This is a genomic window from Sphingomonas sp. (genome assembly GCF_031426035.1).
Classification (GTDB): domain Bacteria; phylum Pseudomonadota; class Alphaproteobacteria; order Sphingomonadales; family Sphingomonadaceae; genus Sphingomicrobium.
This window is the reverse complement of record NZ_JANPKO010000073.1, coordinates 1-21970: the sequence shown is the minus strand read 5'-3', so window position 1 is coordinate 21970 and position 21970 is coordinate 1. Positions and strand designations below refer to the sequence as shown.

General features: G+C 68.3%; 24 protein-coding genes. 12 read left to right on the top strand and 12 right to left on the bottom strand.

Annotated features, from left to right (window positions below; translation table 11 throughout):
* Positions 1-363: 363 nt before the first annotated feature.
* Complete coding sequence (locus RMP08_RS04490) at positions 364-1413, top strand: methylated-DNA--[protein]-cysteine S-methyltransferase (RefSeq protein WP_310467791.1); 1050 nt, start codon at positions 364-366, stop codon at positions 1411-1413.
* On the opposite strand, the gene RMP08_RS04485 is transcribed toward RMP08_RS04490, so the two are convergent.
* A complete protein-coding gene (locus RMP08_RS04485) occupies positions 1410-2930 on the bottom strand; it encodes a hypothetical protein (RefSeq protein ID WP_310467790.1) in 1521 nt (506 codons plus the stop codon). The two genes, RMP08_RS04490 and RMP08_RS04485, sit on opposite strands and share 4 nt — an antisense overlap.
* 194 nt (positions 2931-3124) lie before the next feature.
* Here RMP08_RS04485 and RMP08_RS04480 point away from each other — a divergent pair, with 194 nt between their 5' ends.
* Positions 3125-4117, top strand: coding sequence for a type II CAAX endopeptidase family protein (locus RMP08_RS04480; RefSeq protein ID WP_310467789.1), 993 nt, complete (start codon positions 3125-3127; stop codon positions 4115-4117).
* Here the strand turns inward: RMP08_RS04480 and RMP08_RS04475 are convergent.
* From RMP08_RS04475 to RMP08_RS04455, 5 genes are all read right to left on the bottom strand, one after another.
* Positions 3998-6160, bottom strand: a complete 2163-nt coding sequence (locus RMP08_RS04475; RefSeq protein WP_310467788.1) for a primosomal protein N' — start codon at positions 6158-6160, stop codon at positions 3998-4000. The two genes, RMP08_RS04480 and RMP08_RS04475, sit on opposite strands and share 120 nt — an antisense overlap.
* A 126-nt stretch (positions 6161-6286) precedes the next feature.
* On the bottom strand, positions 6287-7069 hold the full coding sequence (gene purC, locus RMP08_RS04470) for a phosphoribosylaminoimidazolesuccinocarboxamide synthase (protein WP_310467787.1): 783 nt from the start codon (positions 7067-7069) through the stop codon (positions 6287-6289).
* A gap of 68 nt (positions 7070-7137) precedes the next feature.
* On the bottom strand, positions 7138-8166 hold the full coding sequence (locus tag RMP08_RS04465; protein WP_310467786.1) for a hypothetical protein: 1029 nt from the start codon (positions 8164-8166) through the stop codon (positions 7138-7140).
* Between the two features lie 156 nt (positions 8167-8322).
* Positions 8323-8529, bottom strand: a complete 207-nt coding sequence (locus RMP08_RS04460; protein WP_310467785.1) for a hypothetical protein — start codon at positions 8527-8529, stop codon at positions 8323-8325.
* A gap of 30 nt (positions 8530-8559) precedes the next feature.
* Complete coding sequence (locus RMP08_RS04455) at positions 8560-8757, bottom strand: hypothetical protein (protein ID WP_310467784.1); 198 nt, start codon at positions 8755-8757, stop codon at positions 8560-8562.
* A gap of 156 nt (positions 8758-8913) precedes the next feature.
* On the opposite strand from RMP08_RS04455, the gene RMP08_RS04450 reads away from it, so the two are divergent.
* Both RMP08_RS04450 and RMP08_RS04445 read left to right on the top strand, forming a co-directional pair.
* Entirely contained in the window at positions 8914-9906 is a 993-nt protein-coding gene (locus RMP08_RS04450) for a LysR substrate-binding domain-containing protein (protein WP_310467783.1), read from the top strand.
* A 48-nt stretch (positions 9907-9954) separates the two neighbouring features.
* A complete protein-coding gene (locus RMP08_RS04445; protein WP_310467782.1) occupies positions 9955-10143 on the top strand; it encodes a hypothetical protein in 189 nt (62 codons plus the stop codon).
* Between the two features lie 30 nt (positions 10144-10173).
* On the opposite strand, the gene RMP08_RS04440 is transcribed toward RMP08_RS04445, so the two are convergent.
* On the bottom strand, positions 10174-10377 hold the full coding sequence (locus RMP08_RS04440) for a hypothetical protein (RefSeq protein ID WP_310467781.1): 204 nt from the start codon (positions 10375-10377) through the stop codon (positions 10174-10176).
* Positions 10378-10534: 157 nt separating this feature from the next.
* On the opposite strand from RMP08_RS04440, the gene parC reads away from it, so the two are divergent.
* Together parC and RMP08_RS04430 are read left to right on the top strand one after the other, a co-directional pair.
* Positions 10535-12763 (top strand): DNA topoisomerase IV subunit A, encoded by a 2229-nt coding sequence (gene parC / locus RMP08_RS04435; RefSeq protein ID WP_310467780.1) that lies wholly within the window; start codon positions 10535-10537, stop codon positions 12761-12763.
* 128 nt (positions 12764-12891) lie between these two features.
* The gene (locus tag RMP08_RS04430) at positions 12892-14562 is read left to right on the top strand and encodes an EAL domain-containing protein (RefSeq protein ID WP_310467779.1); all 1671 of its coding nucleotides are present in this window, start codon (positions 12892-12894) and stop codon (positions 14560-14562) included.
* Positions 14563-14656: 94 nt separating this feature from the next.
* Here RMP08_RS04430 and RMP08_RS04425 read toward each other — a convergent pair whose 3' ends face one another.
* From RMP08_RS04425 to RMP08_RS04405, 5 genes are all read right to left on the bottom strand, one after another.
* Positions 14657-14863: a DUF378 domain-containing protein gene (locus tag RMP08_RS04425; RefSeq protein ID WP_310467778.1), complete on the bottom strand. Its 207-nt coding sequence runs from the start codon at positions 14861-14863 to the stop codon at positions 14657-14659.
* Positions 14864-15072: 209 nt separating this feature from the next.
* Positions 15073-15675: a LuxR C-terminal-related transcriptional regulator gene (locus RMP08_RS04420; protein ID WP_310467777.1), complete on the bottom strand. Its 603-nt coding sequence runs from the start codon at positions 15673-15675 to the stop codon at positions 15073-15075.
* Complete coding sequence (locus RMP08_RS04415; protein WP_409049772.1) at positions 15672-16868, bottom strand: CCA tRNA nucleotidyltransferase; 1197 nt, start codon at positions 16866-16868, stop codon at positions 15672-15674. Before RMP08_RS04415 ends, RMP08_RS04420 begins: the two co-directional genes overlap by 4 nt.
* Positions 16862-17440, bottom strand: a complete 579-nt coding sequence (locus RMP08_RS04410; protein WP_310467776.1) for a CoA pyrophosphatase — start codon at positions 17438-17440, stop codon at positions 16862-16864. The genes RMP08_RS04415 and RMP08_RS04410 overlap by 7 nt, the downstream gene beginning before the upstream one ends.
* On the bottom strand, positions 17437-18006 hold the full coding sequence (locus RMP08_RS04405; RefSeq protein ID WP_310467775.1) for a DUF1285 domain-containing protein: 570 nt from the start codon (positions 18004-18006) through the stop codon (positions 17437-17439). The genes RMP08_RS04410 and RMP08_RS04405 overlap by 4 nt, the downstream gene beginning before the upstream one ends.
* A 131-nt stretch (positions 18007-18137) precedes the next feature.
* Here RMP08_RS04405 and RMP08_RS04400 point away from each other — a divergent pair, with 131 nt between their 5' ends.
* The 6 genes from RMP08_RS04400 to RMP08_RS04375 form a co-directional block, all read left to right on the top strand.
* A complete protein-coding gene (locus RMP08_RS04400; protein WP_310467774.1) occupies positions 18138-18887 on the top strand; it encodes an SDR family oxidoreductase in 750 nt (249 codons plus the stop codon).
* A complete protein-coding gene (locus RMP08_RS04395; RefSeq protein WP_310467773.1) occupies positions 18884-19285 on the top strand; it encodes a dihydroneopterin aldolase in 402 nt (133 codons plus the stop codon). Before RMP08_RS04400 ends, RMP08_RS04395 begins: the two co-directional genes overlap by 4 nt.
* A gap of 220 nt (positions 19286-19505) precedes the next feature.
* The gene (locus tag RMP08_RS04390) at positions 19506-20162 is read left to right on the top strand and encodes a TonB family protein (protein WP_310467771.1); all 657 of its coding nucleotides are present in this window, start codon (positions 19506-19508) and stop codon (positions 20160-20162) included.
* Between the two features lie 44 nt (positions 20163-20206).
* Positions 20207-21040, top strand: a complete 834-nt coding sequence (locus RMP08_RS04385) for a MotA/TolQ/ExbB proton channel family protein (RefSeq protein WP_310467770.1) — start codon at positions 20207-20209, stop codon at positions 21038-21040.
* Positions 21041-21110: 70 nt separating this feature from the next.
* Positions 21111-21602, top strand: coding sequence for a biopolymer transporter ExbD (locus RMP08_RS04380; RefSeq protein ID WP_310467769.1), 492 nt, complete (start codon positions 21111-21113; stop codon positions 21600-21602).
* A gap of 19 nt (positions 21603-21621) precedes the next feature.
* Positions 21622-21970 (top strand): biopolymer transporter ExbD (locus RMP08_RS04375; protein ID WP_310467768.1); only part of this gene is annotated, 349 nt, incomplete at its 3' end.

Genomic DNA, 21970 nt, shown 5'->3' with positions numbered 1-21970 from the left:
AAAAAGGGGCGCTTATCCGGCTTGAAAGCCGCACGCCCCCATGGGTTGGCGCGCCACTAGCAGCGGGTCGGCGGCGATGCAAGGTGGAGTGCGGTTGGGTGGTGATCGGCGAAGGAGGGAGAAGCAAGCAAGGGGTTTCACACGAAGGCACGAAGGCACGAAGGATTTAAGGCACGAAGGGTTTAAGGCACGAAGGAGGGCATGGGGGCTTTGCCCCAAAGATCTCTTTGCTCTTCGTGCCTTCGTGCCTTCGTGTGAAATCTGCTGTTTTTGTGTCTCGCCGCTCGCAATGACGGCGCTCGGTTTGGGCGCAAGGTTCGGGATGCGGCGGGGGCGCGGGGGGCGTATTGGGGTGGCATGTTGATGAAAACTCTTGATCACGATGCGGCGTGGGCCGCGTTCTTGGCGCGCGACCGGGCGTTTGACGGGCGCGTGATCGGGGCGGTCCGGACCACCGGCATCTATTGCAAGCCGAGCTGCCCGGCGCGGCGGCCCAAGCGCGAGCATGTGGAATTCTTCGTCGATGCGGCGGCGGCGCGCGCGGCGGGCTATCGCGCCTGCCTGCGCTGCCTGCCAGACGCGGTCGGGCGCGACCGTGAAGCGGTGGCCAGGGCGACGGCGCTGATCGAGCGGGCCGAAACACCGCCGACGCTGGCCGACCTGGCCGCCGCGGTCGGCTATGCCCCGCACCATTTCCAGCGGCTGTTCCGGCGCGACATCGGGGTCTCGCCGGCGGCTTACGCGCGGGGCCTCAGGGCCAAGCGCGCCGAACGCCATCTCAAGGAGAATGGACGCGTGACCGATGCCATTTACGACGCCGGATACTCGGGGCCGAGCCGGTTCTATGCCGATGCCAAGGAACGGCTCGGCATGGCCCCGTCGGCATGGCGCGACGGCGGGCGCGGCGAGACCATCCGCTTTGCCACGCTCGACACGCCGCTTGGGCCGATGCTGGTCGCGGCGACCGCCAAGGGCATCTGCCGGCTGACCTTCGACGAGGACGTAGCTGCGCTGCGCGGGCGCTTCCCCAATGCCGAGATCGTGCCCGCCGATGCGGCGATGGCGTCGCTCATTTCGGGCGTGCTGACCGCGATCGAAACCCCGTCGGCGATGCCCGAGCTGCCGCTCGACGTGCGCGGCACGGCGTTCCAGGAAGCGGTGTGGCGCGAACTGCGCAAGATCCCGGCCGGCCAGACCCGCAGCTATGCCGACATCGCCGCCGCGGTCGGGCAGCCGGGCGCGGTGCGCGCGGTGGGCACCGCCAACGGCTCGAACCCGATCGCGGTCTTAGTGCCGTGCCACCGGGTGATCCGCTCCGACGGCAGCCTCGGCGGCTATGCCGGCGGGCTCGATCGCAAGCGCCAGCTGCTCGATGCGGAGGGCGCGCGGGGCGAGCCGGCGCTCGACCTCTAACCCGCGAAATGCTTGCGCGCGGCCTGGAGCCTGGACTTGGCTTCGGCGGGGTTGCGGGCGTTGACCTGCTCGAGCACCGCGACCACCGCGTCGTGCCACTTGCCGCGGTGCGGGCTGTAGGCGAGCGGGATCAGGGCGCGCCCGGCGTCGGCCCAGCGCTGCTCCTCGATCATCTGGCCGACATATTCGAGGCGCAGATTGGCATCCTGCGGCGCCAGCGCGACGGCATAGCCGAGGCCGCTCAGCGCGTTGGCGGTCGGCCGCACGTTCTGCCCGACGTAGGTGCGATAGAATAAGGCAAGCGGCTCGGCGTTCTCGGGGTCGAGCTTGTTGGCGCGCGAGATGAGCAGGCGGATCGCGTCCCAATTGGCGGTTTTCGGCGAATCCTTGGCCAGCGCGAGCAAGCCCTTGGCCTTGGCCAGCAGCGCCTGGTCCGAATTGGGCTCGAGCGCCAGCGCGCGGTCGGCGGCGGCGACCGCCGCGGCGGGATAGCCGGCCTCGAGCTCCATCAGCGCGACGGTGGTGTGGACCGCGGCCTCGTCGGGATATTTGCGGGCGATGCCGCGGGCGCGGCCGGCGAGCTCCTTGGCCTTGAGCTCGCTGCCGCCGCGCGCGAGGCGGACCTTGACGCTCATCATCTCGGCCTCGCCGGGGCGCAACGGGCGCACGGCGATCGGCGGCAGGCGCAATTTGTGGGCGGGGATGGTGGCGACCGTAAAGGTGTCGCCCTTGAAGTAGGCGTTGAGCTCGCGGTCGAGCTGCTTCAAGTCGCCGAATGCCTTGGTCGCGGCGGTCATCGCCGGGATGCCGGCCTGGATGTCGTTCAAGTAGCTGGTCAGCTGGCCGCGCCGCTTGAGGTCGAACGACAGCAGATGGGTGAGCAGCCAGCCGCGGCCGTAGAGCGAGGCATATTCGCCTTGGGTGACGTACAGGTAATCGCCACTGAGCATCTTGGGCAGGGGAATGAACTCGCCCGAGTAGAGCGTGCCGGCGCGGTAGCGCGGCGGGGCGCCGATGACCACGCTGCCGTCGGGGTTGAACTGCGGGTTGGCGAAGAATTCGGCGAAGCCCTCGGTGAGCCAGGTCGGCAGCGGGCGGTCGGCGCTCTGCAGCATCAGATGGTGGGTGTATTCGTGGAAGAAGATGCTTTCCGAGCTGAGCCGGAACTTGCCCTTCTTTTCGACTTCCTCGGGGACGAACGCCACCGAGCCGCTGGCCTTGGGGATGTAGAAGCCGCCGACCGACGCCTCGTCGTCACCGTACACCTTGCGCAGCTCGCGCAGGTCGCGGACGACGAACAGAGTAACGCGGGTCGCCGCGCCCTCGGCGACATCGGGCACGCCGCGCGCCTCGCGCACGGCGGCGTCGAACCGCTCGAGCTTCTCGGCGAACTGGCGCAGCTCGGCGGGGTCCTGGTCGGCATAGACCACGAAATGCTTGCTCCTGGCTTCGTGCCAGGCCGCGCTCGCCGGGGCGCTCACCAGCGCCAACAGCACAGCCAAAACCCCCAAACGCATTCACCTAACCCCTTGAAACCGCGACTCAACCCAATCTAGCGTGGCCGGCGCTGGCGTCTACAGAAAGCTTTGAGCCGACGTCGACAGGCTGGGCCACCGGTTGTTGGCAGAGCGGGGCCGCCGCCTGGTGCCGTTGGTCTGGCCATTGCGGCGCGGATCGTCCATCGCCCGGTGGTCAAACGGGGGCGTAACCGATGAATGAAACCGCACAACCGGCACCGGCGTGGTGGAAGCGGCTGATCGATTTCCCGCTGGTGGCGATGATCATCGCGATTGGCCTGTTCATCGCCGCCAACGCCGCCGCGATCCTGGCCGGCAAGTATCTGCCGCCGATGGACCAGCCGTTCGAGCTGATCGCCAAGGCGACGCTGTCGCTGACGTTCGTGTGGGCGGTGTACAAATATGCCATCGTCCGGCTCGGCGCCCGGCCGCGCGACGACCTACCGCTCAACGGCGCGGCCAAGGGGGTCGGCGCGGGCGTGCTGATCGGGGTGGTGCTGTTCTCGGCGGTGGTCGGGGTGGCGGCGCTCGCCGATGTCTACAACATCATCGGCGAGGGCGGCACCAGCCAGCTGATCTCGGCGCTGGTGGCGATGGCGATCCTTCCCGGCTTTCTCGAGGAATTGCTGGTGCGCGGCATCCTGTTTCGCTGGATCGAGGAATTTGCGGGAAGCTGGGCGGCACTCGCGGTGACCTCGCTGCTGTTCGGCTTCGGCCACATCGTCAATCCCAATGCGACTGTCTTTTCGTCGTTCGCGATCGCGCTCGAGGCGGGGCTGCTGCTCGGCGGCGCCTACATGCTGACGCGCAATTTGTGGCTGGCGATCGGGATCCACGCGGCGTGGAATTTCACGCAAGGGTTCGTGTTCGACGTGCCGGTGTCGGGGATCGACCAGAACGGGCTGGTCGAGGCCCACTTGTCGGGGCCGGAATTGCTGTCGGGCGGGGCGTTCGGGCTCGAGGCGTCGGTGATTGCGATGGTGCTTGCGACGAGTGCGGGCGTGGCGATGATCGTGATGGCGATCAAGCGCGACGGCGCGGTGCGCCCGTGGTGGGTGCAGCGGCGGCTAGAGAAAGCTGTAGGGGTCGACGTCGACCGCGACGCGGACCTTGGCGCTCCACTCGAGCCCGCCGAGCCAGTCGCGGATGACGTCCTGGACATCGAGCACCCGCGCCGCATGGACTAGCAATCGCTGGCGGTGGCGGCCGCGCAGCATCGCCAGCGGGGCGGGGGCGGGGCCGAACACCGCCATGCCTTCGACTTCAGGCGCGGCGCGGCCGATGCGGCGGGCGACGGCTTCGGCTTCGGACGCGTCTTCGGCCGAGACAACGATCGCGGCGAGGCGCCCGAACGGCGGCATAGCGGCCTCGCGGCGGGCCGCGGTCTCGGCGGCGTAGAAGCCGGCGACGTCGCCTGAAATCAGCGCGGCGATGACCGGGGCCGAGGGGTCGTGGGTCTGGATCAGCACGCGGCCGGGCTTGTCGCCGCGACCGGCGCGGCCGGCGACCTGCTGGATCTGCTGGAAGCTGCGTTCGGCCGCGCGCAGGTCACCGCCCGACAGGCCGAGGTCGGCGTCGACTACCCCGACCAGGGTGAGGTTGGGGAAATGGTAGCCTTTGGTGACCAACTGGGTGCCAATGACGATGTCGATCTCTTGCCCTTCCATCGCCGCGACGAACTCGGCGGCGCGGGCGGGCGACCAGATGGTGTCGGAGGTGACGATTGCGGTGCGGGCGTCGGGGAACAGCGCAGCGACCTCATCGGCGATGCGCTCGACCCCGGGGCCGCAGGCGACCAGGCTATCCTCCTCGCCGCACTCGGGGCAGGCTTTGGGCGGGGGCATGACGTGGCCGCAATGGTGGCAGGCCAGCCGGTGCATCAGGCGGTGCTCGACCATCCACGCGGTGCAATTGGGGCATACGAATCGAGGGCCGCAGGTGCGGCACAGAGTCAGCGGGGCGAAGCCGCGGCGGTTGAGGAAGAGGAGGGATTGCTCGCCCGCCGCAAGGTTGGCCTCGAGCTCGGTCACCAGCGCCGGGGCGAGCCAGCGGCCGCGCGGCGGCGGGTCTTGTGTCAGGTCGATCGCGGCGAGGGTGGGCATGGTGGCGCCGGCGAAGCGGTGGCTCAATGCCACCTCGCGGTAGCGGCCGAGCTCGACCATGTGGCGGGTCTCGATCGCCGGGGTCGCCGACGACAGGATCACCGGGATATCCTCGAACTTGGCGCGCATCACGGCGACGTCGCGGGCGTGATACTGGACGCCGTCCTCCTGCTTGAAAGTCGGCTCGTGCGCCTCGTCGACGACGATCAGGCCGAGCTTGGCGTAGGGCAGGAACAAGGCCGAGCGCGCGCCGACGGTGACTGCCGCTTCACCGCTGGCGATGGCACGCCAGGTGCGGCGGCGCTGCGACGAGCGCAGGCCCGAGTGCCACGCGGCCGGGGGACAGCCGAAGCGCGCTTCGAAGCGTTTGAGGAACGGCTCGGTCAGCGCGATTTCGGGGAGCAGGACGAGCGCTTGTTTGCCGCTGCGCAGGCACGCCGCGACCGCCTCGAAATAGACCTCTGTCTTGCCCGAGCCGGTGACGCCGTCGAGCAGGATGGGGTCGAACCCGTTGCCGGTCGACAGGCTGGCGGCAGCGGCGCGTTGTTCGGCGTTGAGGTCAGGCGGGGCGAAGTCGGGGTCGGGGCAATCGAGCGGCCGGTCCCCCTCCACCACAACCGCTTCCAGCGCGCCGGAATTGACCAGCCCGCGCAGGACGGCATCGCTGACCTCGGCGATGGCGGCGAGTTCGCGGATGGTGCCTTGGCGGCCTTCCAGCGCGGCGAGCCCCTTGAGGCGCTGCGGGGTCATGCGCTCGGGGACGTGGCCGGTTGGGCGGTATTCGGTGAGCTGGCGCGCGCCCTCGAGCGCCGACGACGACGGCAAAATCATCCGCAGCACCGCGGCGAGCGGGCTCAGATAATAATCGGCGACCCATTCGGCGAGGCGGCGCAGCGGGGCGGCGATCGGCGGCACGTCGAGCAGCGAGGCTAGCGGGCGCAGGCGGTTGTCGCCGATTTCTTCGGTGGGCAATCGCTCCGGTTCCCAGGCCACGCCGAGCAACTGGCGCGGGCCCAATGGCGCGACGACGACACTGCCGGCAACGACTTCCATGCCGTCGGGCACGCGGTAATCGAGCGGCCCGAGCGCGGCATTGAGGGTGACGACACGGGAGCGGGGGAGGGGCATTGCGTCCTTCGATACGCCGCTTCGACTTCGCTCAGCAGCTACTCAGGATGAGCGGGGTTATAGTAAGCCGCTCGTCCTGAGTAGGGACTGAGCGGCGAAGCCGGTCGAAGGCCCGTATCGAAGGACTTATTTCCCCCGCTTCTTCCTGTGCTTGTCGAAGTCGAGGACGGCGTTGGCTTCGTCGCCTTCGGGGATCAGGCCGAGGCGGCGGGCGATTTCCTGATAGGCTTCGGCCTCGCCGCCGAGGTCGAGGCGGAAACGGTCCTTGTCGAGCTTCTCGTTGGACTTGATGTCCCACAGGCGGCAGCCGTCGGGGCTGATCTCGTCGGCGAGGATGATGCGTGGGTACTCGTTCTCCCACACCCGCCCGAACTCCAGCTTGAAGTCGATCAGGCGGATGCCGATCGCGGCGAACATCCCGCACATGAAGTCGTTCACGCGGATCGCCATGTCGGCGATGTCGTTCATCTCGTCCTGGCTGGCCCAGCCGAAGCAGGCGATATGCTCGTCGGCGACCATCGGGTCGCCGAGCGCGTCGTCCTTGTAATAATATTCGATGATGGTGCGCGGCAGCTGGGTGCCTTCCTCGATCCCGAGGCGCTTCGACAGCGAGCCCGCGGCGACATTGCGGATGACCACCTCGATCGGCACGATCTCGACCTGGCGAATGAGCTGCTCGCGCATGTTGAGCCGGCGGATGAAGTGGGTCGGCACCCCGATCGCCGCGAGCGCGGTGAAGATGTGCTCGGAGATGCGGTTGTTGATGACCCCCTTGCCGCTGATCGTGCCACGCTTCTGGGCGTTGAACGCGGTGGCGTCGTCCTTGAAATATTGCACCAAAGTGCCCGGCTCGGGACCCTCGTAGAGGATCTTGGCCTTGCCTTCATAGATTTGGCGGCGACGAGCCATGGGTTCGCTTCACTCCAGCCGATTTGTCGGGAATGCGGCGCTATAGGCGACCCGATCCGCGACGGCAATCAAGCGTCGACCGGCTTGCGCGGCCGGCGTGGCGGGTGCGGAGCCTGGGGCGGCGGCGCGGCGGCGCGGTCGTTGTCGCGGTAGCCGCTGGCGCCCGATCCCCAGCCGAAGCGCCGTTGCGCGCGGCGGAACAGCCACCAGGCCAGCGCGAGGATCGCCGCGATCGGCAGCAGCGCCGCAATCACCTCGATTATGGCACCGAGCGCGCTGAGGAAATTATAGCCGGCGCGGCGCACCGCGTCGCGCAGCGGAGTCGCTTCGTCGAACCCCGGAACGGCGCGGCCCGAGCCGTAGTAGAACGCCATCGGGGTGGTCGCGAGCGCCTCCTCGCCGGCCTTTTTCTGCTCGCCGAGGGCGCGGATCTGGCTGCGCAGCGATTGCGCCTCGGACAGCAAGCGGTCGCGGATAACGTTGGACAGGCCGGGCCGCGCGAGCTCGCGGGTGACGCGGTCGAGCTCGTCCTGGAGCTGGGCGCGGCCGCGGTCGGCCAAATCGATCGTGGTGCCGACGTCGATGCCGCTGATCTGCTGGTCGACCAGCATCCCTTGCGCGTCGGTGACGACCTTGGTCGCGTCCTTGCCGAACGCGCGCGCGATCGCCGGGTCGAGCTTCACTTCGAGGCTCGCGGAAATATCGCGCTCGTTGACCAGGGCATAGCGCATGCCGGTGATGCGGCAGCGGGTGATGGTCAGTTTCTCGCACATCGCGGCGTGCGCTTCCTGCGCCACCTGGATGCGCGCGTTGGGCAGGCGGTAGGCGTAGCGGTAGTTGAAGGCGACGCCGGGCGCCGCGGTGACCCCGATGTTGGGGCCGGCGCCGATCTCGCCCGGTGGCGTGCGGGTGATCGGGGCGGGGGCGACGGTGGGCATCGGCGGCGGCGCGCCGGGCACGGCGGACGGCGAACTGGGCGGCGCCATCTGCTCGGCGGTGTCGAACGTCTTGAGGTCTTCGGAGGACTGGCGCTGCTCGGGCTGCTGCGAGCAGCTCGCCAGCAGCAGGACGGCGGCGGCGGGGACGGACTTGCGCATGCACACTCTCCCTCAAGGGCGAGGGCATGATACAGTGTAACATTCGTGGCGCAAGAGGGCTCAAACAATGCGCCGGATTGGGAACTCGGCGCCGGAAAACAGGCGGGGGGCGGCGTGCGTGCTAACACCGCCCCCGCGCCACGCGCCGGCCGCACGTCATGCGGCGCGGGCGCGATCGGTTTGGCGCCGGCCGGCCGGACGGGCCGCCCACGGCGCGCTCCACTCGAGGCGGTGGAGCATGGTCATGCTCTTGCCGAGCTCGCGGCGGAAGGTGCGCGAGACGGCGGCGACGGCGCGGTCGATGCCGGCATTCAGGTCGGCGCGGCCGGCCTGGTAGGTGCGGTCGAACATTTCGTCGATCATGGTGTTATCCTTTCCTGAGGCAAGCGGGGGTCACAGCGCGATCGGGAAGCCGTCGCCGACATCGTTGGCGGGGGTCTTCAGCGCCGACTGGACGAGCGCGAAACGGCGCTCGCGATCGGCACTCTGCCACGCCCGGAAGGCGTTGCTCGAGCTGTGGGAGAGGGCCTCGGCGGCCTGGTTGGCGGGGCCGTTCTCGACGAACAGCCGTGTGTTGAGTCCATAAGCCATTTGACTGTCCTTTCCGTGCATCTGGTCCGCCGGCGGCCGGGGCTGGGGAGGGGAAAACACCATCCGCCGGCGGTCAGCTTTATCTATGCCCGGGCGATTCGTTGCGCCAATCAAACGCTCGACAGGGGGTATAAGCAGGGCTTATAGGCTGGGGCGATGAGACGGCTTCCCCCATTGCCCGCCGTGCGCGCGTTCGAGGCGGCGGCGCGGCTCGAGAGCTTCACCGGCGCCGCGGCCGAACTCGGGCTGACCCAGGCGGCGGTGTCGTACCAGGTCAAAGCGCTCGAGGAGCGGCTCGGTGCGCCGTTGTTCGTGCGCGAAAAGGGGCGCGCGCGGCTGACACCGCTCGGCCAGCGGCTGCTGACCCCGCTGACCCAGGCGTTCGACGGGATCGAGGCGGCGTTCGCCTCGCACCGCGCCGAGGACGAGGCGCTGCTGACCGTCACGACGACGCAAACCTTCGCCAATACCTGGCTGGCGTGGCGGGTCGGCTCGTTCCAGATGGCGCACCCCGACCTTGCGGTGCGGCTGACCACCGGGCACGAGCTGACCGACCTGCGCGGGGGCGACGCCGATGTCGCGATCCGCGCCGGCAGCGGCAATTGGGAAGGGCTCGAGTGCCAGTTGCTGATGCCGATCGACTTCACGCCGATGGCCAGCCCGGCGTTCCTGGCGCGGGTCGAACGCGAACTCGGCCGCCGGGTCGAGCCGGCCGACCTGCCCGGCCTGCCGATGATCACTCCCGACGACGACTGGTGGGATAGCTGGCTGAGCGAAGCCGGGGTCGCCGCCGAGGGCCGCTTGCGGCGTGGCGGGCTGCGGCTCGACAGCCAGGCAAGCGAAGGCCACGCGGCGATGGGCGGCGAGGGCTTCGTGCTGCTGACCCCGGCATTCTGGCGCGGCGACCTCGCCGAGGGGCGGCTGGTGCAGCCGTTCGCGCAGGTCACCACGCGCGGCTTCGCTTACTGGCTGGTCTATCCGCCCGAGCGGCGGCTGGTGCCCAAGATCAAGCGTTTCCGCGAGTGGTTGACGGAGGAAATGGCGCGGGCGCTCGCGGCGCCCGGTGCGGGGGCCGAGGCCGCTCCGGCCGGCGCGCCGGACGCCGCGACGCCGCCACCGCGCGCAACGCCGGACGCGGTCGTTCGTTAACACTGCCGTGAAGACGACATTTCGTCCCGACCATCGGAAGGCCGCAGCATGGGTGAGAACAAAGTTTACAGCGACGCCAGCCGCATCCGTGCGGAGAATGGCGTGGTCGTGGTGGAAGGGCCCGACTCGGTAGACGTGCACCTAACCCCCGATGCTGCCGAGGAAACCTCCGAGCGGATGCTCGAAGGGGCGATGAAGGCGCGCGGGCAGATCTATTTCAGCGGCAAGCGCAAATAGCCGGCGCCCGGGGAGCGGCGCTCGTGGGCGTCAGCGTTGCGCGGCAGGCGGCGGATCCGCGGCGGCGATGCGGGCGACCAGCCGGCGGCCCTGCCACAATTCGCATTTGACCGATTTGTTGAGCGCGTGGGCGGCGTCGGTGGCGGACTCGTCCCCATCCGCCTGAATCCATTCGGCGGCGGTAAATTTCCCTGCCCCGTCAAGGTAATAGAGCCGATACGCTGGCAATTGCACCCCCGCTGACTGGATACACTTAAACGGCGGCGAAACAATAATTTTTTCTTCATCGCGTTGATTGCCAAAGCGAATGGCGGCGACGGGCGATGGCCGCGGTAACAGGGCGGGCGCAGGCCACTCGACGCGGTCGGGACAGGCTTGCTAGGGCGGCGGGATGCAAGCCGACGATCTCCCCTCGACCACCATCGACACCCCGTTCGACGCCGCGCTGTCCGAGCGCTATTTGGTCTACGCGCTGTCGACGATCACCGCGCGCTCGCTGCCCGATGTCCGCGACGGGTTGAAGCCGGTCCACCGGCGGCTGCTGTGGGCGATGCGCTTGCTGCGGTTGGACCCGGCGTCGGCGTACAAGAAGTCCGCGCGGGTGGTCGGCGACGTGATCGGCAAATACCATCCGCACGGCGACCAGTCGGTGTACGACGCGATGGTGCGGCTGTCGCAGGACTGGGCGCTGAGGTACCCGCTGGTCGACGGCCAGGGCAATTTTGGCAACATCGACGGCGATAACGCCGCTGCCTACCGCTACACCGAGGCGCGGCTGACGCCGATCGCCGCGCAATTGATGGCCGGGCTCGACGACGGCACGGTCGACTACAAGCCGACCTACAACGGCGAGGAGGAAGAGCCCGAGGTGTTCCCGGGCATGTTCCCCAATCTGCTCGCCAATGGCGCGAGCGGGATCGCGGTGGGGATGGCGACCTCGATCCCGCCGCATAATGTCAGCGAGCTGATCGACGCCGCGGCGCACCTCATCGACAACCCCAAGGCGGACGACGCAGCGCTGATGGACTTCGTCGCCGGGCCCGATTTCCCCACCGGCGGAGTGCTCGTCGACAGCCGCGAGACGATCGCGAGCGCCTATGCCAGCGGGCGCGGCAGCTTCCGCCTGCGCGCCGCGATCAGCATCGAGCGCGAGAAAGGCGGCGGCTGGCATTTGCTGGTCAGCGAGATGCCGTACGGGGTGCAGAAGGGCAAATTGATCGAGGCCATCGCGGGGCTCATCGCGGACAAGAAATTGCCGATCCTGGCCGACGTCAAGGACGAGAGCGACGATCAGGTGCGGGTCGTGCTCGAGCCGCGCAGCCGCACCGTCGACCCGCAATTGCTGCTCGAGAGCCTGTACCGGCTGACTGACCTCGAGGTGCGCTTCCCGCTCAATCTGAACGTGCTCGACACCAACCGCACGCCGGGCGTGATGAGTTTGAAGCAGGCGCTGACCGCGTGGCTGGCGTTCCAGATCGAGGTGCTGCTCAACCGCTCGCGGACGCGGATCGGCAAGATCGACGACCGCTCGGAGCTGCTCGACGGGTTCCTGATCGCGTTCCTCAACCTCGACCGGGTGATCGAGATCATCCGCACCGAGGACGAGCCCAAGGCGGTGATGATCGCCGAGTTCGCATTGAGCGACCGCCAGGCCGAGGCGATCCTCAACATGCGGCTGCGCTCGTTGCGGCGGCTGGAAGAGATGGAGATCGCCAAGGAGCGCGCGGCGCTGGCCAAGGAGCGCGACGAACTGGTCAAATTGATCGAGAGCCCGGCGCGGCAGCGGACCCGGATCAAGCGCGACCTCGCCGCGGTCAAGGACAAGTTCGGCGACGCGCGGCGGACGCGGATCGAGGAAGTCGCGCCGGCGCGCGAGATCGACTGGTCCGCGATGATCGAGAAGGAGCCGATCACCGTCATCTTGTCCCAGCGCGGGTGGATCCGCGCGATGCGCGGGCATGTGTCGCTGGACGAAATTTCGGACCTCAAGTGGCGCGAGGGCGACGGGCCGTTCCGCCATTTCCACGGCCAGACAACCGACCGCATCGCGCTGTTTGCGGCGAACGGTCGAGTGTACACGCTGGGCGGCGACAAATTGCCGGGCGGGCGCGGGTTCGGCGAGCCGGTGCGGCTGCAGATCGACCTCGACGGCGAGATCGAGATCGTCGAGGCGATGGTGGTGCGGGCCGACGCCAAATTGCTGGTCGCCTCGTCCGACGGACGCGGCTTCGTCACCTCGGGCGAGGCGACGCTGGCGGAGACCCGCAAGGGCAAGCAATTGGTCAATTTGCGGCCCGGCGCGCGGGTCGCGGTGGTGCGCGCGATCCCCGCCGGCGCCGACGCGGTGGCGACGATCGGCGAGAACAGGAAAATGCTGGTGTTCCCGCTCGCCGAGCTGCCCGAGATGGCACGCGGCCAGGGGGTGACGCTGCAACGCTTCCGCGACGGCGGGCTGGCTGACGCGATTGCGTTCCGGCTCGGCGACGGGCTGAGCTGGCCGCTTGGCGGCGGCAGCGGGCGCGTGCGCACCGAGAGCGACCTCACCGCATGGCGCGCGGCGCGCGGCGCGGCCGGGCGGATGCCGCCGCTTGGTTTCCCGCGGAGCAACCGTTTCGGGTGAAGCTGCCCTCGGAAACTCGGAATTAACCCCTCTCCACCATAGCGGTGGCTATGCAGGCTGGCGCACATCGCCTGGCGGACCCGGGCCGGGGCCGCCAGGAAGCTAAACTCGGCGCAATTCCGCAGCTTGTGCCGGGGGACGACGGCGCCCTGCTCGCCGCGCTGCCGATCGCGGCAGCGATCGTCGGGCTGACCTCCAAGGGTATTCTCAAGCTGATCGACCGCAACGGGCGGTTCGACGAAGTGACCGCGCTGACCGGAAGCGCGGCGATGATCGGCGGCGATTTCCGCGACTGCACCCACCTCAACATCGCCCAGTTGATGCAGGCCTTCCTGGCCGATTTCAACAACCCCAGCGAGCTCGACTTCAGCGACGGTGAAGGGGTCGGCGCGCGCCATTACCGGATCAAGCTCGCGCCGCTGCCGGGCGACCAGGTGCGCGGCCGCCCGCGCTGCCTAGTGTGCCTGGTCGACCGCACCATCGAGGTCCAGGCCGACCGCGCGCTGCGCGCCGAAATGCTGCGCGACAGCCTGACCGGCCTGCCCAACCGCCTGGCCTTCACCGAGCAGGTCGAGCTCATTGGCGAGGCCGACAAGGGTCGTTGCGAGCACGCCGTGCTGGTGGTCGACATGCTGCGCTTCAGCCGCATCAACGAATCGATGGGCGGGCTCGCCGGGGACGAATTGCTGATCACCTTCGCCCGCCGGCTGATCTCGGCACTGCGCGGCGGCGACGTGCTGGCGCGCACCGGCGGCAACGAGTTCGGCGTGCTGGTCTCGCTGCGCCGCGGCGCCGGCGCTGCGCTGGCCGCGGCGGCGCGGATCCAGGAAGTGATGGCCACCCCGTTCAAGCTCAGCGACCTCGAGATCCGGGTCGACTGCGCGATCGGCATCGCCATGATGCATGGCGGCGAGGATGCCGAAGAGCTGTTCCGCAACGCCCAGTTCGCGGTCAAGCAGGCCAAGCAGGTCGGCCGGCCCCAGGTCTACGAGCCGAAAGAGGCGAGCATGGCGCGGCGCCGCTTCTCGATCGAGACCGAATTGCGCCGCGCGCTCGACCGCGACGAGGTCAAATTGTTCTACCAGCCGCTGATCGACTTGAAATCGGGCGAGGTCGCCGGGTTCGAGGCGCTGGCGCGCTGGAATCACGCCGACCGCGGCGAGATCAGCCCCACCGAGTTCATCCCGGTCGCCGAGGAATCGGGGCTGATCCTCCAGCTCGGCCAGTGGGCGATGCACCGCGCGGTGGAGACCCTTGCCGGCTGGGACAAGCAGGCCAAAACCAAGCTGCCGCTGTATGTCGCGGTCAATCTGTCGGCGATCCAGGTCGCGCGCGACGATGTCGCGGGAATGGTGGCGAGCGCATTGAAGGCGAGCGGGCTCAAGGGCAACCGGCTGTCGCTCGAACTGACCGAAAGCTCGATCGTCCAGGACCCGGCGCGCGCGACGCGGGTGTTCGAGGCGCTCAAAGCGCTCGACGCGACGGTCGCGATGGACGATTTCGGCACCGGCTACTCGAGCCTCGCCTACCTCCAGCGGCTGCCGATCGACGTGCTCAAGATCGACCGCAGCTTCGTCACCGGGATGATGGTCGACCCCGACAGCGTGGCGATCGTCCGCGCCGTGCTGAGCTTGGCCGAAGCTCTTGGCATGTCGACCACCGCAGAAGGGATCGAGACGGTCGAGCTGGCGACGACTCTGGCGACATTGGGCTGCGCGAGCGGCCAGGGATATTATTTCGCCAAGCCGCTCGAGGCCGATGCGGCGGTCGATTACTGGCGCTCGCGCCGCCGCACCTAGTCGCGCGCGGCGTTTCCCAAAAAATTACCGGACGGGACGGAGGCCGCCGTCCCGCCCGGAGGCGCCGCTACGGTCAGAGGCGACGCCTGACTGGTTAGCGGGCGGTCTGGTCGGCGCCGCGGAACAGAGTGATCAGCTGCCACAGGGCCGACAGGCCGACGAGCACGTAGACGATCCGCGACAGCGGGGTCATGTCGCCGAACAGCGCCGCGACGAGGTCGAAATCGAACGCGCCGACGAGCAGCCAGTTGAGGCCCCCGACGATCAGCAGCACCAAAGTGATCGTGTTGATTGTGCGCATGGTCTTAAACTCCGTTTCGGGTGGTCCGGTGGTCGCGCCGGCCACCACAGGAGGGGGCGCAGCCGGCGCGACGCGAGCCAAGGGGGAAATGCGGGTCGATGGCCTCCTCAAATCCGCATGAGATCAGGATGCCGGACTAGGCGGCTCCCGGGGCGGCGAACATACGGACTTTGGGCGGTATGCCGCGGTTTCCGCGTGACGGGAGGGGCCTAAAGCCCGGCTTCGACCGCGATTCGAATGGCGTCGGCGGAGGTCGCCACGCCGAGCCGCTCGAGCAGCAAGGCGCGGTGCATCTTGACGGTCTTCTCGCTGATCTTGAGCTGGTAGGCGATCTGCTTGTTGAGCAGCCCACGCGAGACCAAGGCGAGCACTTCGCGCTGGCGCGGGGGCAGGGTCTTGACCAGCGCCGCGGCGCGCTCGCGGCGGCTGAACAGCAGCGCCGACGATTCGTCGCCGAGATCGACCTGCGAGCCCAAGAACCAGGCGAGCTCGCCGGCATCGTCGAACAAGGGCGTGATCATCACCCCGTTGCGGAACGGGCTGCCGTCGCTGCGGTAATTGAGGATGTCGACCAGCACCGGGCGGCGCGCGTCGAGCGCGGTGCGGATGCGCTCGGTGACCCACGGCTCGGTGCCCTCCCCGGCGAGGAAGCGGCAGTTGCGCCCGACGATCTCGGCCTCGCTGTAGCCGGTCAGCGCGCAGAATGCGGGGTTGGCGACCTCGAGCGGGTTGTCGAGCTTGCGCGGGTTGCTGATCACGGTCGCGATCGGCGAGCGGCCGATGGTCTCGAGCAGGGCTTCGTCGCCGATCATGACGCCGCTCCGGCGCGGGCCAGTTCGTCGGCGACCAATTGCTCGAGCGCATCGCCGGCGGGGAAGCCGCCGTCGACCCAGCGCCGCTCGATCGCCTGCAGGGTGCGGGCGACGACCGGCCCTTCGGCGAGGCCGCGGGCGATCAGTACGCCGCCGCCGAGCGGAAGCTTGGGGATTGCCCAGCCGGCGATGTCTTTCGCTTCTACGGTCCGTCCGCCGAGCAGCAAGCGGTCGACCGCGCAATCGCGGCCTACGCGGTAGGCTAGCGCGTGGGGCGAGCCCGACGAGTCGCGAGCTACGGCGCAGGCGAGCCGCTTGCGCGCCTTGTTCGACAGCTTGAGGCGGGCGGCGACTTTCTCGGCGATGACGGGGTCGGCGGGAAGCAGCGCGGCGAAACGGCGCAGCGGGTCGGGCTCTAGTCCGGCTTCGGCCTCGGCGGCGATCAGCGCTTCGAGGCCGGCTTGCCGCGCGGAGGAGATTTCGGGAAGCACCGGGGCGAGGATTGCGCGGTCGAGCATGATCGCAACAGTTGGCGCCGGGTCGGGCAGGCCGAGCAGCTTGAGCAATTCATCGGCGATGCGTTCGCGCGACAACGCCATCAAATCGTTGGCGCGCGCGGTGCAGGCGGCGAGCGCTTCCGGGTCGGGCTCTCCGGCGCCGAAGCGGGCGTGGAAGCGGAACAAGCGGAGGATGCGCAAATGATCTTCGGCGATGCGCTCGAGCGGCGCGCCGATGAAGCGCACGCGGCGGGCGGCGAGGTCGTCGAGCCCGCCGTAATAGTCGAACACCTCGCCGCTGACCGGGTCGGCCGACAGCGCGTTGATGGTGAAGTCGCGGCGTGCCGCATCCTCGGCCCAATCGTCGGTGAAGGCGATCGTGGCGCGGCGGCCGTCGGTGGCGACGTCGCGGCGCAGCGAGGTGATCTCGACCGGGCGGCCGTCGCTGACCGCGGTGACGGTGCCGTGGGCGATCCCGGTCGGGACCGCCTTGATCCCCGTCGCCTCGAGCCGGGCGACGACCTCGTCGGGGCGCAGGCGGGTGGCGAGGTCGAGGTCGCTGCCGGGTAATTCGAGCAATTCATCGCGCACGGCGCCGCCGACATAGCGGGTCAGCCCCTCGGCGGCGCCGAGCGCGTCGAGCAGGCGCGCGATGCCGCGGCGCTTGCGCCAGGCGGCGGCGTCGATCCTTACCACCGGAGCCGCCGCGCCAGATTGACCAGCATCGCCGCGGTCGCCCCCCAGATCCGTCGTCCGTTCCATTCGATCTGGTAATAGTGCCGGCGAGCGCCTTGGAACAACACGCTTTGCCGGTCGTGGTTGGCGGGATCGAGCAAATGCTCGAGCGGCGCCTCGAACCAGTCGGCGACTTCCTGCTCGTGCGGCGCGAGCGGCAGGTCGGGCGGGATCACGCCGACCACCGGGGTCACGGTGTAGCCGGTGATGGTGTGATAGGGGTCGATGGCGGCGATCGGCGCGACCTCGGCGGGGTCGAGGCCGAGTTCCTCCCACGCCTCGCGCAGCGCGGCCTGGACAGCGTCTTCGCCGGGGTCGATGCGCCCGCCGGGGAAGGCGATCTGGCCGGCGTGGGTGCGCATGTCGTCGCGGCGCACGGTGAGGATGACGCCGGGCTCGGCACGCTCGGTGATCGCGATCAGCACCGCGGCGGGCTTGGCGGCGGAGGCGTCGGCCTCGGTCAGGTCGCCGACCAGCAGCTCGGCGGGAGGCTGCGCCGCCAGTGCCGAGCGCAGCCGCGCGGCGATCGTCATGCCGGCGCGTCGAGCGCGAAAAAGCAGCCGTCGCTCCAGATCCCGGGCGGGTCATTGCCTTCGGCCAGCGCGATCTCGGCCAGCTCGTAATAGACCGGGCGGGCGAGCTCGGCCTCGAGCCCGTGGCGGACCAGCACGCGCGGGCTCGGGCCGTTGGCGTCGGCGGCGACGGTCAGCGAATGGTCGCGGCCGACGATCACCGCGTCGCCGCTGTCGAGCTTCAAGGCGATGCGGCGGTCGCGTCCGCTGCCTTCCGACTCCATTGCGATCGCGCGAAACGCGGTTGCTTCCACCTCGATATCGAGCTTCTCGACCGGGGTGACGAGGACGTGGCGGCCGTCGGGCTCGCGCCGGAGGATGGTCGAGAACAGCCGTACCATCGCGGGGCGGGTGATCGGGCGGCCGGCGTGATACCAGCTGCCGTCGCGCGCGATGCGCATGTCCGAATTGCCGCAGTGCGTCGGGTTCCAGCGCTCGACCGGGGGCAGCTTGCGCGCGTCGATCAGCGCCTGCAGCTCGGCGAAGCTTACGCCTTGAAGCTCGATCGGGGGCTGCGTCTCTGGCATCGCCGGCGATGTAGGAGAAACCTCGACGACATTAAACTCCGATCAGGCTGAGCCTGTCGACGCCTTGCCTTTGCGCGACCAAAATGAAGGACAGCCCTTCGACAAGCTCAGGGCGAACGGTATGGTAGGTGATGGATAAGAATTCGCAGCCTCGCACCGCGATCGTCACCGGCGCCGGCAAGCGCGTCGGCGCGGCGATCGCTGCCGGGCTGGGCGCGCGCGGGTGGAGCGTGGTCGCGCATGTCCATCATGCCGAGGACAGCGTGGGCGAGGGGATGGTGCGGGTCGCCGCCGATCTCGCCGCGCCCGATTGCGCGCAAAAAATCTTCGCCGCGGCCGCCGGGCTACCGCCGGTGCGGCTGCTGGTCAACAATGCGGCGCGCTTCGCGTGGGACGGGTTCGGCGGGTTCGACGAGGCCGAGTTCGACGCGCATATGGCGGTCAACTTGAAAGCGCCGCTGCGGCTCGGCGAAGCGTTTTATGCTGCGCAGCAAAGTGGTGACGGTGGCGTTGCGTTGATCGTCAACCTGCTCGACGCCAAGCTGGCCGCGCCCAACCCCGATTTCCTGAGCTACACTTTGTCCAAGCAGGCGCTCGCCGGGCTGACCGAACTGGCGGCGCGGGCGTATTCGCCGCGCGGAGTTCGCGTCAATGCCATCGCGCCGGCGCTGATGCTGCGCTCGGCCGGGCAGAGCGACGAGAATTATCGCGCTATGCACGCCGCCAACCCGCTCGGCCGCGGAGTCGAGCCTGCCGACGTGCTCGCCGCGCTCGACTATCTGATCGCCAGCCCGGCGGTGACTGGCGCGGTGCTGACCATCGACGGCGGGCAGCGATTTGCAGCTCCCGGGCGCGACGTCCAATTCATGGAGACCGCATGACCGACCACGCGATCACGCTCGACGGGATGGTGCCCGATTCGCTGCGGCCGACCAGCGCGCGAATCTTGCTCGATTCGCTCGAGGTCCAGGCCGACATCGGCTTTCACGATTATGAAATCGGCACGCCGCAGCGATTGATCGTCACCGTCGAAATCTGGCTCGACCATGTCCCGCCGGCCGACTGCGACGATCCGGCGCGAGCGTGGAATTACGATTATCTGCGGACCCAGGTGGAAGAGCTGGCGGCGGCGCGGCGCTACAATCTGCAGGAGAGCCTGGCGCACGCGATCTACCAGCGAATCGCCGCCATGCGCGGCGTAAAAAAGCTCCGCGTCGTAACCTCCAAACCGGACATATATCCCAATGCAAAAGGCGTCGGGGTCGAGATAGCCTCATAATCTTAGGTGCGTGGCGGATTTCGAAAGCACCTTCCGGATGTGGAACAAAATCCGTTGCGCGGCCTTTGTGGCAGGGATAAGGAAGCGCGCTTGTTGCGGATGATATGTTGATACATCCGCAGCGTCTGATCCGGGTCAGGTTCGATCCGGATGGCCGGGCAAGCGTCCTTCCGTCCGGTCACGATGCCATATCTGGCGTGTCGAGGAGAATCGCGGCTTAATGTCCTACGCCCAACGCAAGCAGATGAGCAGCAACCGGACGGCGGCGATCATCATCGTCGCATTGCTCCATGTGTTTCTCGGTTACGCGCTCGTCACCGGCCTGGCCTATAATGTGGTCAAGAAGGCCGCCGAGGATTTGAAGACATTCGACGTCGAGGAGGAGCCGCCGCCCCCCGAGGAGCCGCCGCCCCCGCCGCCCGACCAGCCCGACGTGCCGCCGCCGCCGTCGGTTCCGCCACCGCTGGTGCGGACCAATTTGCCGCCGCCGCCGATCGTCGTCCCGCAGGCGCCGATCATGCCGACCGCACCGGTCATCCGCGCGCCACCGGCTCCGCCGGCGCCGCCGGCCCCGCGCACGGTGCAGCCGGCCAAGGCCAAGGCAAATCTGGCATCCTACGTGTCGAACGACGACTATCCGCAGGAAGCGATCCGCAACGAGGAAGCCGGCACCACCGGGTTCAACCTGCAGGTCGGTCCCAACGGCCGGGTCACCAATTGCAGCGTCACGTCATCGAGCGGCTCGCGTTCGCTCGACAACACGACCTGCCGCCTGATGACCAGCCGCGCGCGGTTTACGCCGGCGACCGACAATTACGGCAAGCCCACATCGGACTCGGTCAGCGGCCGCATCCGCTGGGTCCTGCCCGACGAATGAGTTTCGACACGCACATCATCATAATCAGAGGAAAGTAGACGACCATGGCAACTCCAGCAGCAGCTCCGGCAGCCGAAAATCCCTATGGCCTGATGCAGGCGCTCCAAGAAGGCGGCATCATCGCGTGGACGACCTTCATCATCCTCGTCATCATGTCGATCGGCACCTTCTACATCCTGTTCACCAAGCTGATGCAGCAGCAGAAGATCATCAGCCAGGGCAACAAGGTCCGGGCGAGCTTCTGGAACTCGCCCAACCTCAAGGATGCCGCGACCAAGCTCGAGGCGAAGAGCGCCTATCGCTCGATCGTCGACGACGCTTTGCTGGCACAGGACCAGCACGGCAAGCTGACCGATCCGATCGACCAGCATGACTGGATGGGCAACAGCCTGGCGCGCAGCCAGGGCGCGATCGGCGCCCGTCTCGGCGAAGGCCTCGCGTTCCTCGCCACGGTCGGTTCGACGGCGCCGTTCATCGGCCTGTTCGGCACCGTCATCGGCATCTACCGCGCGCTGATCAAGATCGGCGCGGCGGGCCAGGCGTCGATCGACGCGGTCGCCGGCCCGGTCGGTGAAGCGCTGATCATGACCGCGCTCGGCCTGGTCGTCGCGGTGCCTGCGGTGCTCGCCTACAACTGGCTGATCCGCCGCAACAAGTCGATCATGGAAGATCTCGCGGCATTCACCAACGACATCCACGGCTACATCATGTCGAACGGCGCGGTGAAGCCGCGGCTGGGCGGCGTCGGTTCGCCGGTCAAGGGCGGTGCGGAGACGCGCAGCCCGGCGGCCCCGACCCCGCGTGGCAGCGAGCCGCTGCGCCCCGGCCAGACCCCGACCGGCGCCCAGGCGACTCCGACCACCGCCGACCGCGTCTAACCCGAAACGGGGCCGCGCCGATCATGGCGCGGCCCCGGATTGGCTGACGGCAAGAAGGAAAGAATAGCCGATGTCCATGAGCGTAGGCCCAGCGGAAGAGGGCGACGACGTCCCCATGTCCGACATCAACACCACGCCGCTGGTCGACGTGATGCTGGTGCTCCTGATCATCTTCCTGATCACCGTGCCGATCGTCATCCAGACCGTGCCGGTGAGCCTGCCCAAGGTGAAATACGAGCCGACCACGACCAAGCCCGAGAACGTCTCGCTGTCGGTGCGCAACGGGCCCGGCGACACCTGCGAGGTCTATTGGAACCTGACCAAGGTCAACAGCGACGACCTGCTCGACCGCGCGGTCAAGAAGCTCGAGTTCGAGATCGAGAAGCAGGGCGGAGTCGAGAATCTGACCGAGGAATCGATGCCCGAAGCGCACATCCGCGGCGACATCGATACCCGCTACAAGTGCATCGGCGGCGCGATCTTCACCATGCAGCGGGCCGGGTTCGCGCGCGTCGGCTTCATTTCCGAGCCGCCCGCGGGCTCCGTCACCTCGCGCCTTTAAAGCTTAGGAGCCAACTCAAATGGCGATGCAAACAACCGGCACCAACGAGAGTGGCGAGCCGATGATGGACATCAACACGACGCCGCTGATCGACGTCATGCTGGTACTCCTGATCATGTTCATCATCACGATCCCGATCCAGACCCACGCGGTCAAGCTCGACCTGCCGCAGAGCGCGCCGGACGATGCCCCGCCGCCGGTCGACCCGGTCAAGAACAAGGTGGTGATCACGGCGTCGAACGTAGTGCTGTGGAACGGCTCGCCGCTGCAATTGCCGCAGCTGCGCCAGTTCCTCGACGTGACGCAGCAGATGAACCCGGTGCCCGAATTGCACCTCCAGCCCGAGCCCAACGCGCGCTACGAGCTGG

Coding starts and splice junctions, on each gene's coding strand:
- RMP08_RS04490 (WP_310467791.1), top strand. CDS start 364: ATGAAAACTCTTGATCACGATGCGGCGTGGGCCGCGTTCTTGGCGCGC.
- RMP08_RS04485 (WP_310467790.1), bottom strand. CDS start 2,930: ATGCGTTTGGGGGTTTTGGCTGTGCTGTTGGCGCTGGTGAGCGCCCCG.
- RMP08_RS04480 (WP_310467789.1), top strand. CDS start 3,125: ATGAATGAAACCGCACAACCGGCACCGGCGTGGTGGAAGCGGCTGATC.
- RMP08_RS04475 (WP_310467788.1), bottom strand. CDS start 6,160: ATGCCCCTCCCCCGCTCCCGTGTCGTCACCCTCAATGCCGCGCTCGGG.
- purC (WP_310467787.1), bottom strand. CDS start 7,069: ATGGCTCGTCGCCGCCAAATCTATGAAGGCAAGGCCAAGATCCTCTAC.
- RMP08_RS04465 (WP_310467786.1), bottom strand. CDS start 8,166: ATGCGCAAGTCCGTCCCCGCCGCCGCCGTCCTGCTGCTGGCGAGCTGC.
- RMP08_RS04460 (WP_310467785.1), bottom strand. CDS start 8,529: ATGATCGACGAAATGTTCGACCGCACCTACCAGGCCGGCCGCGCCGAC.
- RMP08_RS04455 (WP_310467784.1), bottom strand. CDS start 8,757: ATGGCTTATGGACTCAACACACGGCTGTTCGTCGAGAACGGCCCCGCC.
- RMP08_RS04450 (WP_310467783.1), top strand. CDS start 8,914: ATGAGACGGCTTCCCCCATTGCCCGCCGTGCGCGCGTTCGAGGCGGCG.
- RMP08_RS04445 (WP_310467782.1), top strand. CDS start 9,955: ATGGGTGAGAACAAAGTTTACAGCGACGCCAGCCGCATCCGTGCGGAG.
- parC (WP_310467780.1), top strand. CDS start 10,535: ATGCAAGCCGACGATCTCCCCTCGACCACCATCGACACCCCGTTCGAC.
- RMP08_RS04425 (WP_310467778.1), bottom strand. CDS start 14,863: ATGCGCACAATCAACACGATCACTTTGGTGCTGCTGATCGTCGGGGGC.
- RMP08_RS04420 (WP_310467777.1), bottom strand. CDS start 15,675: ATGATCGGCGACGAAGCCCTGCTCGAGACCATCGGCCGCTCGCCGATC.
- RMP08_RS04410 (WP_310467776.1), bottom strand. CDS start 17,440: ATGACGATCGCCGCGCGGCTGCGCTCGGCACTGGCGGCGCAGCCTCCC.
- RMP08_RS04405 (WP_310467775.1), bottom strand. CDS start 18,006: ATGCCAGAGACGCAGCCCCCGATCGAGCTTCAAGGCGTAAGCTTCGCC.
- RMP08_RS04400 (WP_310467774.1), top strand. CDS start 18,138: ATGGATAAGAATTCGCAGCCTCGCACCGCGATCGTCACCGGCGCCGGC.
- RMP08_RS04395 (WP_310467773.1), top strand. CDS start 18,884: ATGACCGACCACGCGATCACGCTCGACGGGATGGTGCCCGATTCGCTG.
- RMP08_RS04390 (WP_310467771.1), top strand. CDS start 19,506: ATGTCCTACGCCCAACGCAAGCAGATGAGCAGCAACCGGACGGCGGCG.
- RMP08_RS04385 (WP_310467770.1), top strand. CDS start 20,207: ATGGCAACTCCAGCAGCAGCTCCGGCAGCCGAAAATCCCTATGGCCTG.
- RMP08_RS04380 (WP_310467769.1), top strand. CDS start 21,111: ATGTCCATGAGCGTAGGCCCAGCGGAAGAGGGCGACGACGTCCCCATG.